The organism is Streptomyces sp. NPDC032126 (genome assembly GCF_055580085.1).
Map to the genome: position 1 here is coordinate 25,944 of NZ_JBVIMA010000005.1, position 17,551 is coordinate 43,494.

Genomic DNA, 17,551 nt, shown 5'->3' on the forward strand with positions numbered 1-17,551 from the left:
GGCGGCAGACGACGGTCCCCGGGCACGGGGGCAGGAGCTGATGACCGAGTAAGGGCTGATGTACGCATGACGGACCAACAGAAACTGGTCGACTACCTGAAATGGGTCACCGCCGACCTCCACCGGACGCGTCAGCGTCTGGAGGAGCTGGAGTCCGGTGTGCGGGAGCCCAGCGCGATCGTGGGCATGGGCTGCCGCTATCCCGGGGGCGTGCGCGGGCCCGAGGACCTGTGGCGGCTGCTGGCCGAGGGCACCGACGCGGTGTCGTCGTTCCCCTCGGACCGGGGCTGGAACATCGCGGAGCTGTACCATCCCGACCCCGAGCACCCGGGGACGTCGTACGCGCGCGAGGGCGGATTCCTGTACGACGCCGCGGAGTTCGACGCCGAGTTCTTCGGGATCAGCCCGCGTGAGGCGATGGCCGTCGATCCACAGCAGCGGCTGCTGCTGGAGGCGTCCTGGGAGGCGCTGGAGGGCGCCCGCATCGATCCGGTGACGCTGCGCGGCAGCGGCACCGGGGTGTTCACGGGCGTGATGTACAGCGACTACGGGGCCCGGCTGATGGGCAGCGACGCGCAGGAGTACGAGGGCCTGGTCGGCAACGGCAGCGCGGGCAGTGTCGCCTCGGGCCGGGTGTCGTACACGCTCGGTCTCGAAGGGCCCGCCGTGTCGGTGGACACGGCCTGCTCGTCGTCGCTGGTGGCGCTGCACATGGCCTGCCAGGCACTGGAGCGCGGGGAGTGCTCCTTGGCGCTGGCCGGTGGGGTGACGGTGATGGCCACGCCCATGCTGTTCGTGGAGTTCAGCCGGCAGCGCGGCATGGCCCCGGACGGGCGCTGCAAGTCGTTCGCGGCGGCCGCGGACGGCGCGGGGTGGTCCGAGGGCGTGGGCGTACTGGCCCTGGAGCGGCTGTCGGACGCCCGGCGCAACGGCCGCACGGTCCTCGCGGTGGTGCGCGGGAGCGCCGTGAACCAGGACGGCGCGAGCAACGGTCTGACGGCGCCCAACGGTCCCGCGCAGCAGCGGCTCATCCAGCAGGCCCTGACCCGGGCCGGTCTGTCGGCCGCCGATGTCGACGTGGTGGAGGGGCACGGTACCGGCACGACGCTCGGCGATCCCATCGAGGCGCAGGCACTGCTGGCGACGTACGGGAGGAACCGGCCGGCGGACCGGCCGCTGTGGCTGGGGTCGATCAAGTCGAACATCGGGCACACCCAGGCCGCCGCGGGGGTCGCGGGCATCATCAAGATGGTCGAGGCGATGCGGCACGAGGAGCTGCCCCGGACCCTGCACGTGGACGCGCCGTCGCCGCATGTGGACTGGGAGTCGGGTGGCGTGCGGCTGCTGACCGAGCCGGTGCCGTGGCCGCGCGGCGGCCGTCCCCGGCGGGCCGGGGTGTCCTCCTTCGGGATCAGCGGCACCAACGCCCACGTGGTCCTGGAGGAGGCGCCCGCCGCCGATGACTCCCCTGAGGAGGAGCGGCAGCCCGTCCGGCACGGTGGTCCCGTCCCCTGGATCGTGTCCGCGAAGAGCGCCGCCGCGCTGCGGGCCCAGGCCGACCGGCTGCGCGCCTTCGTCGCCGCCTCCCCGGACCTCGGCGTCACGGAGGTGGGCCGCTCGCTGGCCACCACGCGCGCCCAGCTCGACCACCGTGCGGTGCTCATCGCCGAGGACACCGAGGAGTTCGTGCGGCGGCTGGGCTTCCTCGCCGAGGGGCAGCCCGCCGGGAACCTGGTGCGGGGCACGGCCTCGGGGGGCGGCATCGGCTTCCTGTTCTCCGGTCAGGGCTCCCAGCGGCTCGGCATGGGCCGCCAGCTGCACCAGGCGTTCCCGGTGTTCGCCGACGCGCTCGACGAGGTGTGCCAGCGCCTCGAACCGCTGCTCGGCCGGTCGTTGAAGCAGGTGATGTGGGCGGCGCGGGGCAGCGCCGAGGCACGGCTCCTGGACCGGACCGCGCACACCCAGGCCGCGCTGTTCGCCGTGGAGGTGGCGCTGTTCCGGCTGCTGCACCACTACGGGCTGCGGCCGGACGCGGTGATGGGCCATTCCGTCGGCGAGCTGACCGCCGCGCACGTCGCCGGGGTCCTCTCGCTCACCGACGCGTGCACGCTGGTCGCGGCGCGCGGACGGCTCATGCAGGACCTGCCCCCGGGCGGTGCCATGATCGCCCTGGAGGCGGAGGAGAGCGAGGTCGTCGCCGCCCTCGACGGGCTCGGCGCGCAGGTGTCCGTCGCGGCGGTGAACGGGCCGCGGGCCGTCGTCGTCTCCGGCGACGAGGACGTGGTGCGGTCGGTGGCCGACGGCTTCGCCGCGCAGGGCCGCCGGACGAGCAGGCTGCGCGTGTCGCACGCCTTCCACTCCCCGCGCATGGACCCGGCGCTGCGCGAGTTCGAGCAGGTGGCCCGGTCGCTGACGTATCACGCGCCGCGTGTCCCGGTGGTGTCGAACGTGACGGGGGAGCTGGCCACCGATCGTCAGCTGTGCGATCCCGGGTACTGGGTGACGCACGCCCGGCAGGCCGTCCGGTTCGCCGACGGGATGGCCACGCTGTACGCCCAAGGGGTCACCGTCTGCCTGGAGTTGGGACCGGACTCGGTGCTGGCGCCGCTGGCCGCCGGATGCCTCCCGTCGGACGTCCCGATGCCCGTGCCGGTGCTGAACGCCCGGCGGCCCGAGGCCCAGACGCTGCTGGCCGCGCTGGGGCACGCCCATGTGCACGGGGCGGACGTGGACTGGGCCACGTACTTCGCGGAGTACGGCACGGGGACGGTGGACCTTCCCACGTACGCCTTCCAGCACCGGCGGCACTGGATCGACGCGGTCGCACGCGGTGCGGGAACGGGCGCCGGCGCTGCGCCGGAGGCGCGGTTCTGGACCGCCGTGGAGCAGCAGGACCTGGACACGCTCGCCGCGGACCTGCACATCGGCGAGGAGGGGCTGGCCGCGCTCAAGACGCTGCTGCCCTCCTTCGCGGGGTGGCGGCGCCGGCAGCGGCGCCATCTCCGGCTGGGCTGGGAGCCGGTCGCCGACGCTCCCGGTACCGCCGGGGCGGGCACGTGGCTGGTGGCGGTGCCCGACGAGGCGTGGGCCGCCCGGGTGACGGACGCGTTGGACGGCCCGTCCCTGCGGGCGGTGCCGGTGGTCGTCGACGTGGCCACCGCCTCGGCGGCGGACCTGACCGGGGCCCTGCGCGGCGCGCTGGCTCGGGTCGGGGACGTGCACGGCGTGCTGGCCCTGCCGGCGCCGGGCGAGGGCGATCGGGGCGAGGACTCGTCCGCCGCCCTCGCCGCCACCCTGGCGCTGGCCGACGCCCTGGACGAGCTGGGGCTCGCCGTCCCCCTGTGGATCGGTACGCGGGGCGCGACGGCGGTGGACGAGCGGGATCCGGCGCCCGATCCGGCGCAGGCGATGTTCTGGGGCCTCGGCCAGGCCCTCGCCGCCGAGCGGGTGCACCGCCGCTTCGGTCTGGTGGACCTCCCGGCGGACGGCGGCCTGACGGCCGGCTCGGCCGCCCGGCTGGCCCGGCTGCTGGCGGGCCAGAGCGCCGACGACCAGGTCGCGCTGCGCTCCTCGGGCACCCGGGTGCGGCGGCTCGCGCCGGGCGGGCGCGACGGTGGGCGGGACGCGGACGCCCGCCGGTGGCAGCCGGCCGGCACGGTGCTCGTCTGCGGAACCCTGCTGTCCTCTCCGGGGGCCGAGGTCGCCCGTTGGGTGGCCGGACACGAAGGCGCCCAGGTCCTGGCCGTACCGCCCCCGGGCCAGGCGAGGGACCCCGAACTGGCCGAACTGCGGCAGGAGTTGGGCGAACGCCTGGTGGTCGCGGACGTCGATCTCACCGACCGGTCGGCCGTGGCCGGCCTGCTCGCCTCGGTTCCCGACGAGCTGCCGCTGACGGCGGTGATCCATCTCGCCGCCCCGCCGAGGGACGCGACACTGCGCCCGCTGGACAAGGACGCCCTGGTGCGGGCCTCGGCCGATGTCATGGCCGCCGGGCATCTGGACGACCTCACCCGCGGCCTGGACCTGACCGCGTTCGTCACGGTCTCGTCCCTGACCGGGGTCTTCGGGCTGCCCGGCTTCGGTGACACGGGGCCCGCGCACGCCGCCCTCGACGCGCTCATGGCGGGCCGCAGGGCCCGGGGGCTGCCCGCACTGTCCCTGCTGGTGGCTCCCTGGGACGAGTCCGTCACCGCCGGGGCGGGCGGCCCCGGGGTGACCGCGGCAGCGCCCCAGGACATCACCGCGCTGCTGGCCCGCGCCCCGCACCTGGGGGAACACACGCAGGTGGTGGCCGACTTCGACTGGGAGCGCCTCGTGCCGCGCCTCGCGGGCGGCCGGGCGGGCGGGCTGCTCCTCGGAGTGCCGGAGGCGCGCTCGGCCCTGGACGCCACCCCGCCCGCGGACGGACCGGAGCTGCGCGGGCTCGCCGACGTCCCCGCCGCCGAGCGGCTCGACTTCCTTCTCGATCTGATCCGCCGTCAGATCGCTTCCGTGCTGGGCCACTCCGCGTCGGAGACCATCGCGGACGACAGCGACTTCATCGCCCTCGGCCTGTCCTCGTTCACCGCCCTGGAACTGAGCACCCGGCTGCGCACGGTGGGCATCGAACTGTCCACGGCCGACGTCTACGACCATCCGAACCCGGCCGCGCTCGCCCGGCACCTGCACGCCCACCTCGGCGACTCCGACACCTCGTCGGCGTCCGCCGATCTCCTGGAGGCATCATGAACCACTCCGTCGTAGTCGTCGGCGCGGGCCCCGTGGGCCTGATGCTGGCCGCCGAACTGGCCCGGGCCGGCGTGCCCACGCTGGTGCTGGAGCGCCGCGCCGAGGCCGGGGAGCAGGCGCCCGGCATGGCGATCAACTCGGCCGTCGTCGAACTGCTCGCCCAGCGCGGCATCATGGACAGCCTTCAGGGCGACGGCATGGAGTTCCCCCGGGCCCACTTCGCCCACATCTGGCTCGACCCCGCGCCGCTCGCCGGATCGCACCCGTACACGTTCCTGGTGCCCCACCATCGCGTGGAGCAGCGGCTTGAGGAGCACGCGACGAAGGCGGGGGCTCAGGTGCGGCGCGGCGCCGAGGTGGTGGGCCTGCGCCAGAACGCCTCCGGCGTCGAGCTCGACGTACGCCGCGACGGTGGGACGGAGGTGATCCGGGCCGCGTACGTGGTGGGCTGCGACGGCGCGGGCAGCGCGGTGCGACGGCTGGCCGGGATCGGCTTCCCCGGTGTCGACGAGGTCTTCTACGGGCTCATCGGCGATCTGGACGTCGAGGCGGGCGATCCGCTGTTCGACCGGCTCGGTGTACACCAGCACGACGCCGGGTTCTTCACGGTGGGACCGGTGTCGCAGAACGTCCTGCGGGTGACGACCGGGGAGTTCGACGCGGCACCGGACGATTCCGCCGCCGAGGTCACCGCCCACGAACTCGCCGCGCACGTAAGGCGGTTGACGGGGGAGGAACTGGCCACGCGGGGCACATCGCGCTGGCTGTCGCGCTGGACGGCCGCCACCCGGCAGGCGGAGCGCTACCGGGAGGGCCGGGTGTTCCTCGCCGGCGACGCGGCACATGTGCACTTCCCGCTGGGCGGGCAGGCGTTGAGCACCGGCATCGAGGACGCCGTGAACCTCGGCTGGAAACTGGCCGCGACCCTGCGCGGCCGGGCCCCCCAAGACCTGCTGGACACCTATCACGAGGAGCGGCACCCCGTGGGCGCCCGCGCCTGCTCCACGACACGGGCCCAGATGACCCTGCTGCGGCCGGGCGGCGGGACGGGCCCCCTGCGGGAGCTGCTGACCGAACTGGTGCGGCTCGACCAGGTCAACGACCATCTCGTGGCGCTGGTGGGCGGCCTCGACATCCGCTACGCGTCCCTCGTCGGGGAGGGCGCCCACGACCTGGTGGGGCGCAGGCTTCCGCTGACCGAGGTGGCGACGGCCGACGGACCGGTCTCCGTCAGCGAGGCATCGCACTCCGGGCTGGGGATCCTGCTCGATCTGTCGCCGGGCGGTGTGCTGGGCGCGTCCGTGGCCGGCCGGCGCGGGTTCATCGATGTGGTGACCGGTGCGCCCGTAGAGGGTCTTCCGGAGGGAGTCCTGCTGCGGCCCGACGGGCGGGTGGCGTGGGCGGGAGCGGCCGCCGACCAGGCCGGGCTGACCGCGGCCGCCGTACGGTGGTTCGGCCCGGAAGCCGCAGAGGGGGACTGAGCACAGGACATGGCCCGTACCCGGGGCTCCCGGGTACGGGCCATGTCATCTCCCGCCGCGCGCGATCACGCCAGGGCGAACGACGTCCGATAGCGCGGCGGACGCTGGGTCGGGTCGTCGATGGTGAGCGTCATGAAGCCCACCTTGCCGGCGAACCGGCCTGTCTTTCCGGTGAGTTGGAAGATCTGGGTGAAGCCGTGCAGGATCGCGGTGCCGTCGATGACACCGTGCGTCTCGAAGGTGCCGCCCTCGAACTCCGTACGGCTCTGGTGGTACTGCCACATGTGCGGTGCCATGGACAGGACACGCGCGGAGCCGATCACCGTGCCGACCCGGTTGCCGTCCGCGTCGAAGAACCCGTCCTGGTACTCGGCGAGCGCGGCGGCCCCGTGGGTGCCCTCGTCGTGGATGGCCATCTTCTCGATGACCTCGGTGAGGCCCTCGACGATGACGCACTGCTTCAGGACCTCCTCCGCCGAGTCCTTGGCGGGGTCGTAGATCCCGGCCGCCGCCGCGGCGGCCAGCGCGAGATCACGCGGCTCGACCAGGCTCGTCGCGGGCATCTGCCCCTGGAAGGCGAGCTGTCCAGAATCCAGGGCCCGCTGGTCGAGCCCGTCCGGCTCCGTCGCGCCCGCTGTCACGGTCGTCTCACTGTCAGGCACTCGGCCGCTCCCTCTTGTGCCGGCTGGTCGTCGCCGCCGTTGGCTCCTGTCACGGGCCAGCCTGGAAGCCTCGGCTAAAGCACCCCTTGGCCCCGGCTTTCCCATCGGCCCCGGTGCGCTCGCGGGGGGGCGGGAGCTGGAGGCGGTTGGGACGGGTCCGGCACGGGGCGTCCGGGACGACTTTGGCGTGTCGGGGACGGCTTTGGTGTGCGAAAGAACAGCTTTAGCGGGGGCGCCGACGATGGGCGGCGTGCACAGCCACGGCGGGCGTGCGCTCTTCGCGTGCGACAGCCGTGCAAGCCGCCCGTGATCCCGGCCGCGCAGGGGCCGATGGAGGAACCGATGAGCGACGCATCCGACATCTACGTACGGTCGGCCGGCACCGCCTTGCCCGGCCCCGCCGTGGACAACGCCGCCCTGGCCCGGCGCTTCGGGATGCCCAAGGCCTGGGAGGAGTGGGTCGAGACGTTCGTCGGCACCCGCAGCCGGCACTTCGCGGTCGACCTCGCCACCGGGGACGTCCGCCACAGCCTCGCCGATCTCGGTGAGACGGCCGCCCGGCGCGCCCTGTCGGCGGCCGGGGTCGACGCGTCGCGGATCGACCTGATGGTGCTGGGGACCTCGTCGCCCGATCTGCTGATGCCCGCGACCGTCAACACCGTCGCCGACCGGCTCGGCATCGACGGCGTGGCGACGTACCAGCTCCAGTCCGGATGCGCGGGCGCGGTGCAGGCGCTGGACGTCGCGGTGCAGATGCTGCGCACCGGGCGGCATCGCACGGCCCTCGTCATGGGCGCCGACTCCTGCGCCAAGCACCTGGACGTCACCCTGGACGCCGCGCGTCTGCCCCCGGCGGAACAGATCAACGGGGCGCTGTTCGGCGACGGCGCCGGTGCCCTGGTCCTGAGCACCGAGCCGTCCGCGCAGGCCGTGGCCGTACGCCATGTGCACAACCGGCTGGTCGGGCTGGGCCGCGAACCGGGCCAGGTCATCGACTGGTACGGGCGGGCCGACCGGGGGCGCGAGCGGCCACCCGTGGCCGAGGACTACAAGGCGATCGAGGAGTCCGTGCCGGTGCTCGCCGCCGACGTGGCCCGTGAGGTGCTCGACGTGCTCGACTGGAAGGAGACCGAGATCGACTACGTGCTGCCGCCGCAGCTGTCGGGCCGGATGACCGACCGGATCGTCGCCCGGCTGGGCCTGACGGGCGCCCACGAGGTGTCCTGCATCAGGGACACCGGCAACACGGGCAACGCACTGCCGTTCTTCCAGCTGGAGCGGCTGCTGCCCCGGATGGTCGCCGGGGACCGGGCGCTGGCGGTGGCCGTCGAGTCGAGCAAGTGGATCCAGGCGGGCTTCGCACTGGAGAAGGCCTGAACCATGACCGACTCTCCGACCTCCACCACCCCTGACTCCCCCACCCATGGCTCTGCCACGTCGACCACGCCGGGCCCCGCCACGCCCGCCGAGCCCACCCTGCTCGATCTCCACCGCGCCGGGCGGCTGGCCCAGGACTACCCCCGCCTTCCGGCGCTGCTGACCGGCCTGGACGACGCCGAGCTGGCCCGCGCGGGACAGCTTCTCGCCCGGCTCGACCCCGACGACGTCCTGGCCCTCCACCCGACCACCCCCACGGTGACCATCGCGGTCACCGGGCACGGCACCCTGGCCCCGTTGCGGGCCCCCCTCACCGCCGAACTGGCCCGCCACGGCCTGCTGCTGCGCCCCCACTTCGGCGACTTCGACTCGTACGTCTTCGACCTGGGCGACCCCGGCAGCGACCTGTACCGGGCCGAGCCCGATCTGGTGCTGTGCGTGCTGGATCCGATGGTCGTCTTCGACGACGTGCCCGTGCCGTGGAACTGCGACGACGTGGAGCGCCTGGCGCGCGCGAGGACCGAGACCGTGGCCGGGCTCGCGGCGAAATTCGCCGAGACGTCCAAGGCGACGCTCGTCCTCAACACCCTGCCGCTGCCACGGCGGTTCACCGCGCAGCTCGTCGACCACCGCTCGCGGGCCCGGCTCGGCGTGGTGTGGCGGGCGGCCAACACCCGCCTGCTGCGCCTGGCCGAGGCGCACCCCAACGTCGTCGTCCTCGACCTCGATCCGCTGATCGGCGACGGCGGCCCGGTCAGCGAGCCCCGTCTGAGCCTGTACACGAAGGCTCATCTGTCGGCCGCCCTGCTGAGCGGTTACGCCCGCGAGGTGGGCCACCTGGCGCGGCTGCGGGCGGGACGGACGAAGAAGGCGCTCGCCCTCGACCTCGACGGCACGCTGTGGGGCGGCGTCCTGGGCGAGGACGGCCCCGACGGCATCGAGGCCGGTGGCAGTTACCGAGGGGAGGCGCACCGCGCCTTCCAGCGCGTCGTCAAACAGCTGGGCGCCCAGGGAGTGCTGCTGACCGCGGTCAGCAAGAACGACCCGGAGCCGGTGCGGGAGGTGCTGCGCGACCACCCGGACATGACGCTGCGCGAGGACGACTTCGTCCGTGTCGTCGCCAACTGGCGCCCCAAGCACGACAATCTCACCGAGCTCGCGGCCTCGCTCAACGTGGGCGTGGACAGCTTCGTCTTCGTCGACGACAGCCCCTACGAGTGCGGGCTGGTCCGGCACGAACTGCCGGCGGTGGCCGTGGTGCCGGTGAGCGACGAACCGGCCCTGCACATGGAGGCGTTGCTGCGCGACGGCTGGTTCGACACGCAGGAGCTGACGCGTGAGGACCTGACCCGGGTCGCCAAGTACCGCGACGAGCTGGTCCGCAAGGACTTCCTGGACAGCTTCGACTCCCTGGAGGAGTACCTGAGCCGGCTCCAGGTGCGGGTGCGGCTGTTCCCGGCCGGCCCCGCCGACGTGGCCCGGGTGTCCCAACTGACGCTGCGCACCAATCAGTTCAACCAGACGACGCGGCGCCTTCAGCCCGCCGAGGTCACCGCCCTGATCGCGGATCCGGCGGCGGAGGTCCTTGTCATCGGCTCCGCCGACCGGTTCGGCGACAACGGCGTCGTCGGCGCGGTGTTCACCCGTCGGGACGGCGCCACCCTGCATCTCGACAACTTCGTGCTGAGCTGCCGTGTGTTCTCCCGTGGCATCGAGCAGACCGTCCTGGCGGCGGTGCTGCGCCGGGCCCGGCGGGACGGTGTCCGGGAGGCTCGCGCCGAGTACCGGGCCACCGCCAAGAACGGCAAGGTCAAGGACTTCTATCCGCGCCACGGCTTCACCACGGTCTCCGACGACGGCACCACGGCGACCTACCGACACGACATGACAACCCTGCCGGCCGTCCCCGACCACGTCCGGCTCACCGAGCGCGACCACGACGGAGACGACAACGCGTGAAGACCATCGACGACTTCCTCGTCCTGCTCCAGGACGACCTGGGCCTGCCGGTGACGCGTACGGATGTCGGCGCGGGACTGGACCAGGTCCCCGGCTGGGACTCCGTGCACCTGCTGTCCCTGCTGACGCTCCTCGAACGCGCCACCGGCCGGTCCCTTCCGCTGGCGGACGCGCTGGAGGCGGACAGCCTCGAGGACATCTACCGGCTCGCGGTGGCCGCATGACGGCCCCCGGGAAGGACCCCGTCACGCCACGGCCCGTGGCCCGGCAGCGCCGCCACACGCTGAGCTTCCTGGAGGAGATCCGGTCGTTCTCGCCCGTGTTCCTCGACACGACCGTGGACATGACCGCGATCCGTGACCACCGGGCCGAGGCCCGCGCCCGTGGCCGCCGCTACTCCACGACGGCGTACGTCCTGCACACCGCCGCCCGGGTGCTGGCCCGCCACCCCGAGGCGAACGCCGCGATCCGGGGCCGGGCCAGGCCGAGGATCGCCCGGTACGAGGGGGTGCACGGCAAGCTCACCCTGGACCGTGTCCTGGACGGCCACCGTGTGGTGCTCTCCACGGTGCTGCGCGACCTGGAGCGGACCGGCCTGAACGCCGTGCAGGACCGGATCGACCACTTCCGCCACGGCGATCCGGGGACCATGCCCGAGTTCGCCCCGACGCGCGCCCTGCATCGGCTGCCCTGGCCGCTGCGCACCCTGGCCTTCCGGGCCGGCACCCGCCCGCTGCGCCGGCGGCCCGCGGTGATGGGCACGTTCGCCGTCACCTCCCTCGCCCACCGGCCGGTCGACGGCTTCTACTCGGTGGGCGGGACCACCGTCACCCTCGGTCTCGGCGCGACGGCCGACCGGCCGCTGGTACGGGACGGGCGGCTCGCCATCGCGCCGCTGATGCGCCTCAGCCTCACCTTCGACCACCGGGTCATCGACGGCGCCGAGGCCGCCGACGTGCTGGCGGAGATCAAGGAAGGCCTCGAATCGTTCAAGGACGTTGCGGACGGAGACTCATGAACGACGTCGTCGAGCTGAAGCGATATGTCGACGTGCACGCCCGTGGCCAGCGCATCGAGGGCTACCGCGACGTCCTCGACCGGATCGACTCGGACGAGGGCGACGGCCCCGGGACCTGGGTGGCGGAGTGGTCGAGGGCCGGCGAGAGTCTGGCCCGGGCGGGCCGCCCGCTGGAGGCGTCACGGCACTTCGCCATGGGGCGCTTCCCCTTCGTCGACGGCCCCGGACGCCGGCACGCGCTGGAGCGCTGCGCGCAGACCCTGGAGGAGTGGCAGCGGGCGCAGGCGCCCGGACTGGAACGCCTGGACGTCGTGCTGCCCGGCGGCCGGGTCCGCTGCTGGAGCACGGGGCTGTCCACGACACGGCGTCTCCCGCTGCTGCTGATCATGGGCGGGATCGTCACCGTGAAGGAGCAGTGGGTGCCCGCTCTCGTCCGGATGCGGCGGCTGGGCGTGGCGGCCGTCGTCACCGAGATGCCCGGCGTCGGCGAGAACACCCTGCCCTACGACGCCAAGAGCTGGCGCATGCTGTCCGGCATCCTCGACGCGGTCGCCGACCGGGCGCTCGTCGAGCGGACGTACGCCATGGCGCTGAGCTTCAGCGGGCACATGGCGCTGCGGTGCGCCCTGGACGACGCCCGGATCCGGGGTGTCATCACCGTCGGGGCGCCGGTGCACGACTTCTTCACCGACACCGAGTGGCAGGCCCGGGTTCCGCGCATCACCGTGGCCACCCTGGCCCGGCTGACCGGCGGCACCCCGCCGCATGTCCTGGCGGACATGGCCGACTTCGCCCTCGGCGACGACCAGCTCGCGGCGCTGGACATACCGGTGCACTACACGGTCAGCCGCCGGGACGAGATCATCCCGGGCAGCGAGGCACGGCGGCTGCGCGACCATGTGCGCTCGCTCAGCCTGCTGGAGCACGACGATGTGCACGGGGCCCCGAGGCACACGGCGGAGACCCAGCTGTGGTGCGTCCGCTCCCTGCTGCGCATGGACCAGCCGCGCAGCCCGCGCACCGCGCTCCTGGACCTGATGTGGCGCGCCGCCCGCGCGCGCCGCCGCCTCGCCCCCGGTTCCTGACGGCCCTCCCGCACACCGTGCCGTACGCGCACCCGACTGAGGAGGGCGACGTTCCCGTGCACGATTCCCTGGCCGCGGCCGCCACCGATCCCAACCTCGAACTCACGCTCAAGGTGTTGCCCGCGCTGTCGGTCATCCTGCTCGCGGCGGCCGTGTGCGGGCGGCTCGCCCTCATGGTCGGACAGCCGCGGGTGCTCGGGGAGATCGTGGCGGGCATCCTGCTCGGCCCGACCTTCTTCGGCTGGCTGGCACCCGGTCTTCAGGCCGACCTGTTCCCGGCGTCGGCCCGGTCCGTGCTGTACGTCCTGAGCACCATCGGGCTCACCCTGTACATGTTCCTCGTCGGCGCCGGACTCGACCACGGCGGGGGCTCGGCCGACCGGCCTCGTCACGCGGTGGCGCTGGCGGCCTCCGGTTTTCTTCCCTCGGCCGTCCTCGGCACCCTGGTGGGCCTGCTGATGTGGGACGAGGTGTCGCGCGACGACGTCGGCCGGTGGGAGTTCGCCCTGTTCCTGGGCGGCGCGCTGTCCATCACCGCGCTGCCCATGCTCGCGCGCGTGCTGTACGAGCGGGGTCTGGAGAACTCGCGTCTGGGGCGGCTGTGTCTGCTCGCCGCGTCCATCGACGACGCCGTGGCCTGGTGCTTCCTCGCGGCGCTGACCGCCGTCCACACCGGTTCCGGGCCCGGTGGAGCCCTGACGGTGATCGGCTGGAGCGCCCTGTTCGTCGCCGTCATGACGCTGGTCGCCCCGCGGCTGCTGCGTCCTGTGGGACAACGGGTGGCCCGCACGGGAACGCTCGGTCCGGGCGCGATGTACGTCGTCGTCCTCGTCCCGCTGATCTGCGGGTACGTCACCGACCGGATCGGGGTCCACGCCGTCCTCGGCGGGTTCGTCGCCGGTCTCGCCATGCCCCGCAACGTCGAGTTCCGCAAGGCTGTGCACGACCGGATGATGGACACGGTGTCCACCCTGATGCTGCCGATCTTCTTCGCGCAGTCCGGTCTCGCCACCCGGTTGCAGGGCGTCTCGGCCGCCACCCTGCTGCTCGGCGCGATCGCGCTGCCGGCCGCTGTCGCCGGCAAGTACTTCGGCAGCGCCCTGACGATGCGGGCGCTGCGCTTCAGTTGGCGGGAGTCCTTCGCCGTGGGCGGTCTGATGAACGCCCGCGGCCTGATGATTCTCGTCTTCATCAACATCGGCCTGACGCAGGGGCTGATCACCGAACCGGTCTTCTCCGTCCTGGTGGTGGTCGCCGTGATCACCAGTGCCGCGACCCTTCCGTTGTACCGGCTGGCCCTGCCGGAACACCTGGAGGCCGAGTTCAGCGGGGCGCCGCCGACCGGCGCACGGACGCTCCGACCGCTGGCGGCGACGGACACCCCGCGCTGACGTATCAGCCCACGGCCCGCTTCACGAGTTCGGCGATCCGCGCCTCCACCTCGGGCGTGACCTCGGTCAGGGCGAACGCGGCCGGCCACATCGGGCCGTCGTCCAGCTTGGCCTGGTCGCTGAAACCGAACGTGGCGTAGCGCGACTTGAACTTCTCGGCGCTCTGGAAGAAGCAGACGACCTTGCCGTCCAGGGCGTAGGCCGGCATGCCGTACCAGAGCTTCGGCGCGAGCGTCGGGGCACTTTCCGTGACGACGGCGTGGACGCGCTCCGCCATGATCCGGTCCGGGTCGGCCATCTCGGCGATCTTCGCCAGCACGTCGCGCTCCGCCTCCGCCTCCTTGTCGGCGCGCGAGCGGCGGCGCGCCGCCTTCTTCATCTCCTGGGCGTGCTCCTTCATCGCGGCCCGTTCCTCGGCCGTGAATCCCTCGTACGCGCCGTCCTCGGTGCTGCTCATGCGAGTTCTCCCCCAAGCGGATCTTCCGTACAGGCTGTCAGTGGACCCTAACCCCACCCACCGACAACGGCCCGTCGTCAGCTCGCCGAGATCGTCACCCGTTCGAGGCGGACGGCCGTCGGGGACGCGGCGATGGCACCGACCACGTCCCTCGACGGGGCGTCCGCCACCTCGCCGAAGATCGTGTACTGCCCGTTGAGGTGCGGTGCGGGCGCGAGGGTGATGAAGAACTGCGAGCCGGTGCTGTCCCGGCCGAGGTTCGCCATGGCAAGTTGGAAGGGCCGCTCGAATCCCCGGTCGGGACGGATCTCTTCGGGTATCCGGTATCCGGCGCTGCCGTGCCCGGTGCCCAGCCGGTCGCCGCCCTGGACGACGAAGCCCGGCACACGGCGGTGGAAGACCGTGCCGTCGTAGAAGCCGCCCTCGCCGGTGGCGCCGGTCAGGGGGTCCGTCCAGGTGCGGCTTCCGGTCGCCAGGGCCACGAAGTTGTCCGCCGTGTAGGGGGCCTCGTCGGGGCGCAGCGCGAGATGGATGTCGCCGCACTCGGTGTGCAGGACCGCGGCCAGGGTCCGGTACGTCCGCAGGGAGGCGGCGAAGGGACGCCGGGCGGGCGTCTGGCGGACCCGTACGGCCGCGTCACGCAGGGGGTCGCCGAGGGGGTCGTACGCGTCCCGTTCGGCGCGGTCGCCGCAGCCGACCGTGCCCGGTGCCCCGGTGTGCGGGCCGGGAGCGGAGGCGGGAGCGGTAGGGCTGGAGCCGAGCCACACGGGATGGCCCTGCGCGTTGTCGCAGCGCCAGGCCCGCCACAGCTCACGGACCTCGGCGGAGGCGTGGGTGAGCAGCGTGTCGAGGTCGGTCGCCGCCTGGGCGTCCAGCACCTCACGCATGGTCGTCGTGTCGTGGTACTTGTCGAACAGCGAGCCGTTGTTGTGCTCCAGGGTGAAGCACTGGTCGACGAAGACCCGGTCGGGCAGTTCGTGCTGGACATAGCGCCGGACCATGGCGGCCACCGGCGCCCAGGCCTCTCCGCCGAACTCGACGCCCGGGCCGGCGAACGCTTCCGTGGCGAGCTTGAGGGCCGGGCCGTGGCCCCGTTCGCGGCGCTGCCGCTGCCAGGTGACGCGGCTGTCGCCCTGGTTGATCTCCGTGATGAACTCGGCCAGTTCGCGCGGGTATTGGTGGATCCTGGCGCGTTCGTAGTGTCCGAGCTCGTTGCCGATCACATTGTCGAGGTGTCCCGCGAGGTCGGCGCACAGGTGGGGCAGCCAGCGGAACAGGCGTGCCCTGGCCGTGCGGTCGCCCGCCGAGGTGAGCCACTCCAGCAGGTAGAAGTCGGCGGCGAGGGAGGAGGGGTCGACGGAGTCCACGAACCAGCGCGGACTGTGGGCGGCGAGGTCCTCGGCCAGCAGGGTCAGGGCCTCCGCGCGGTCCAGGTCGCCGTCGAGATAGCGGGGCCAGTGCCGTTCGGCCACGGAGTACAGGCGCGCGTAGCGCCACTTGGTGCCGAGCACGTCGACGCAGGGCCGGTGCGCCGGGTCCAGCGCGCGGACCAGGTGACCGGCCGTCATCTCGACGAGGATCTTGGTGAGGAGGACGCGCAGCCGACGCTGGTACGGGGCGCTGCCGGGCAGGCGGCGGACCAGTTCGGAGGAGAGATGGCTCTCGGGGATGGTCCCGGATCTCAGCTGCGCCCAGCCCAGCATGGTCAGGGTGGCGTCCGCGAGCGTCGGTCCGCGGAAGCGGCGGCAGTCGACGTAGAGGCCCGTGATGCTGCCCGCGTCGATCAGGAAGCCGGTGGCGGGCGGCGCGGGGGCGAGCGGCACGAGGTGGAGGTCCAGGGTCCGCTCGGTCCCGGCGGTGCCCAGGGCCGCGCGGAGGGGGGCCAGGTACCGCTCGGGCGCGAGGAGGTCGTTGATCTCCGCGGCCGCCTGCTTGCGGAGCTCCTCGAACGCGGGCAGTGCCTCGGCGAGGGCCGGCGCGGCCGCGGTGAGCGCGGTGGTGACGAGTTCCGTTCCGGGGCGGAGGCGGTCGTCGTCGACGAGGGCGGGCAGATCCTCGGGCCGGTCGGCGGCGGCCAGGAACGCGGGCAGGCCGGAGCCGACGGTCCCCGCCCATGACCGCAGGCCGTCCCGCAGGAGGTCCGCGTCCGGGGTGACCGGTCGGGGCAGGAAGGTGAGCTCCCAGGAGCCGGTACGGCCGATCAGCTCGCGCTGGAGCGCCAGGGCGAGGTCGAGGGTGGTACTGCGCCGGTGCCGGAACCTCATGTCGCCTCCCGTGGCGCGCCCTGACAACGTCTCACATCGCGCCCCGCTGTCCGTGATCGTCGATGAGCAGGCCCGCGTCCCGCAGTTCGGCCGTGATGTGCGCGCAGCGCTCCTCGGTCAGCGCGGCGTACGCGGGAGACCGGGTGGCCAGGCGCAGTGCGTGTCCGGTGACGGCCCGCGCGGGCAGGCCGTCGCTGAGACCCCAGACCAGTGCCGCGTCGGGCGGCAGGCGGAAGTGCCGGCCGGCGGGCTCGACCAGCGTCACCATGTCGTCGTAGGCGCGCGGGAAGAATTCCGGGGATCTGCGCGGGGCAGCGCGGCCCTGCGACCAGGACGGCCAGTGGGAGACGTCGACGCCCTGCCAGCCGAGGGTGGCCGTGGCGATGAGACAGGTCTGGGCGAACGAGGTGAGGGCGGTGAGGCCGGCCTGTGGGTCGGTGGCGAGGGGGTCGTCGCGCAGCAGCCGCTGGAACCGCGCGAAGGGAAATCCGTCGGGGCCGCTGCGGGCGAGCTGCCGCCACACCCATTTCTCGCCGAAGTAGAGGTCACCGCCCGCCGCGGCCAGCGCCTTCCCGGCGCACACCAGGGCGCGGCGGCCGGCGAGCGCGGCCGGGTCCAGGTCGTGCGGGTCGTCCGAGCGGCGCAGTCCGAGGCAGTCCTCGGCCGCGAAGTACGCGGCGAGCGTCCAGTTGTTCATGACCAGCCGGGCCAGCCGCAGGGGATGCTCGTCGAGCCGTTTGCGCAGGGCGGCCAGGGCGCCCGAGTCGGTGACGACGTCACCGGTGAGCAGCCGGACGGTGAGCGCGATCTCCCGGTCGGACAGCGGCGGTCCCGCGTGGTCCGAGCGCAGCCCGGGGCCGAGGACCCGGTCGACGAGCGCCTCCAGGGTGTCCAGGCGGAGATGCTGTACGTCGACACGGGTGGTGCCGGTGAACATCTGCTGCCGTCTCTCGCCCGCCCGGGAGCCGACGAGGTAGACGTCGATGTCGCTGGTGGCGCTGCCGAGCCCGACCACCGAACTCCCGGCGACGAACGCGGCGTCGGCGTCCGTGGACGCGGCCAGACGGGAGGCGATGCTCCTGCCCAGACGCACCCGGTCGCCGGCCGACGAGACGGCGGTCATACGCTC

General features: G+C 73.3%; 12 protein-coding genes. 8 read left to right on the forward strand and 4 right to left on the reverse strand.

Annotation, left to right across the window (positions count from 1 at the left end; all coding sequences use genetic code 11):
• The first annotated feature begins 66 nt into the window (after positions 1-66).
• Together ACZ5NW_RS19615 and ACZ5NW_RS19620 are read left to right on the forward strand one after the other, a co-directional pair.
• The gene (locus tag ACZ5NW_RS19615; protein WP_468745116.1) at positions 67-4,728 is read left to right on the forward strand and encodes a type I polyketide synthase; all 4,662 of its coding nucleotides are present in this window, start codon (positions 67-69) and stop codon (positions 4,726-4,728) included.
• Complete coding sequence (locus ACZ5NW_RS19620; RefSeq protein WP_468745117.1) at positions 4,725-6,209, forward strand: FAD-dependent monooxygenase; 1,485 nt, start codon at positions 4,725-4,727, stop codon at positions 6,207-6,209. The genes ACZ5NW_RS19615 and ACZ5NW_RS19620 overlap by 4 nt, the downstream gene beginning before the upstream one ends.
• 65 nt (positions 6,210-6,274) lie before the next feature.
• Here ACZ5NW_RS19620 and ACZ5NW_RS19625 read toward each other — a convergent pair whose 3' ends face one another.
• Positions 6,275-6,871: an allene oxide cyclase barrel-like domain-containing protein gene (locus ACZ5NW_RS19625; protein WP_468745118.1), complete on the reverse strand. Its 597-nt coding sequence runs from the start codon at positions 6,869-6,871 to the stop codon at positions 6,275-6,277.
• A gap of 342 nt (positions 6,872-7,213) precedes the next feature.
• Here ACZ5NW_RS19625 and ACZ5NW_RS19630 point away from each other — a divergent pair, with 342 nt between their 5' ends.
• The 6 genes from ACZ5NW_RS19630 to ACZ5NW_RS19655 are packed head-to-tail and all read left to right on the forward strand — an operon-like array spanning position 7,214 to position 13,701.
• The gene (locus ACZ5NW_RS19630; RefSeq protein ID WP_468745119.1) at positions 7,214-8,248 is read left to right on the forward strand and encodes a 3-oxoacyl-ACP synthase III family protein; all 1,035 of its coding nucleotides are present in this window, start codon (positions 7,214-7,216) and stop codon (positions 8,246-8,248) included.
• Between the two features lie 3 nt (positions 8,249-8,251).
• Positions 8,252-10,207 carry an HAD-IIIC family phosphatase gene (locus ACZ5NW_RS19635; protein WP_468745120.1) on the forward strand — a complete coding sequence of 652 codons (1,956 nt, stop codon included), beginning with the start codon at positions 8,252-8,254 and terminating at the stop codon, positions 10,205-10,207.
• Entirely contained in the window at positions 10,204-10,431 is a 228-nt protein-coding gene (locus tag ACZ5NW_RS19640; protein WP_468745121.1) for a phosphopantetheine-binding protein, read from the forward strand. Before ACZ5NW_RS19635 ends, ACZ5NW_RS19640 begins: the two co-directional genes overlap by 4 nt.
• A complete protein-coding gene (locus tag ACZ5NW_RS19645; protein WP_468745122.1) occupies positions 10,428-11,225 on the forward strand; it encodes a 2-oxo acid dehydrogenase subunit E2 in 798 nt (265 codons plus the stop codon). The genes ACZ5NW_RS19640 and ACZ5NW_RS19645 overlap by 4 nt, the downstream gene beginning before the upstream one ends.
• Positions 11,222-12,310 carry an alpha/beta hydrolase gene (locus ACZ5NW_RS19650; protein WP_468745123.1) on the forward strand — a complete coding sequence of 363 codons (1,089 nt, stop codon included), beginning with the start codon at positions 11,222-11,224 and terminating at the stop codon, positions 12,308-12,310. The genes ACZ5NW_RS19645 and ACZ5NW_RS19650 overlap by 4 nt, the downstream gene beginning before the upstream one ends.
• 56 nt (positions 12,311-12,366) lie before the next feature.
• Positions 12,367-13,701, forward strand: coding sequence for a cation:proton antiporter (locus ACZ5NW_RS19655; protein ID WP_468745124.1), 1,335 nt, complete (start codon positions 12,367-12,369; stop codon positions 13,699-13,701).
• Between the two features lie 4 nt (positions 13,702-13,705).
• On the opposite strand, the gene ACZ5NW_RS19660 is transcribed toward ACZ5NW_RS19655, so the two are convergent.
• From ACZ5NW_RS19660 to ACZ5NW_RS19670, 3 genes are all read right to left on the reverse strand, one after another.
• Complete coding sequence (locus tag ACZ5NW_RS19660) at positions 13,706-14,158, reverse strand: iron chaperone (protein WP_468745125.1); 453 nt, start codon at positions 14,156-14,158, stop codon at positions 13,706-13,708.
• Between the two features lie 77 nt (positions 14,159-14,235).
• Positions 14,236-16,422 (reverse strand): peptidylprolyl isomerase, encoded by a 2,187-nt coding sequence (locus ACZ5NW_RS19665; RefSeq protein ID WP_468745126.1) that lies wholly within the window; start codon positions 16,420-16,422, stop codon positions 14,236-14,238.
• Between the two features lie 31 nt (positions 16,423-16,453).
• Positions 16,454-17,545, reverse strand: coding sequence for a hypothetical protein (locus ACZ5NW_RS19670; protein WP_468745127.1), 1,092 nt, complete (start codon positions 17,543-17,545; stop codon positions 16,454-16,456).
• Positions 17,546-17,551: the final 6 nt, after the last annotated feature.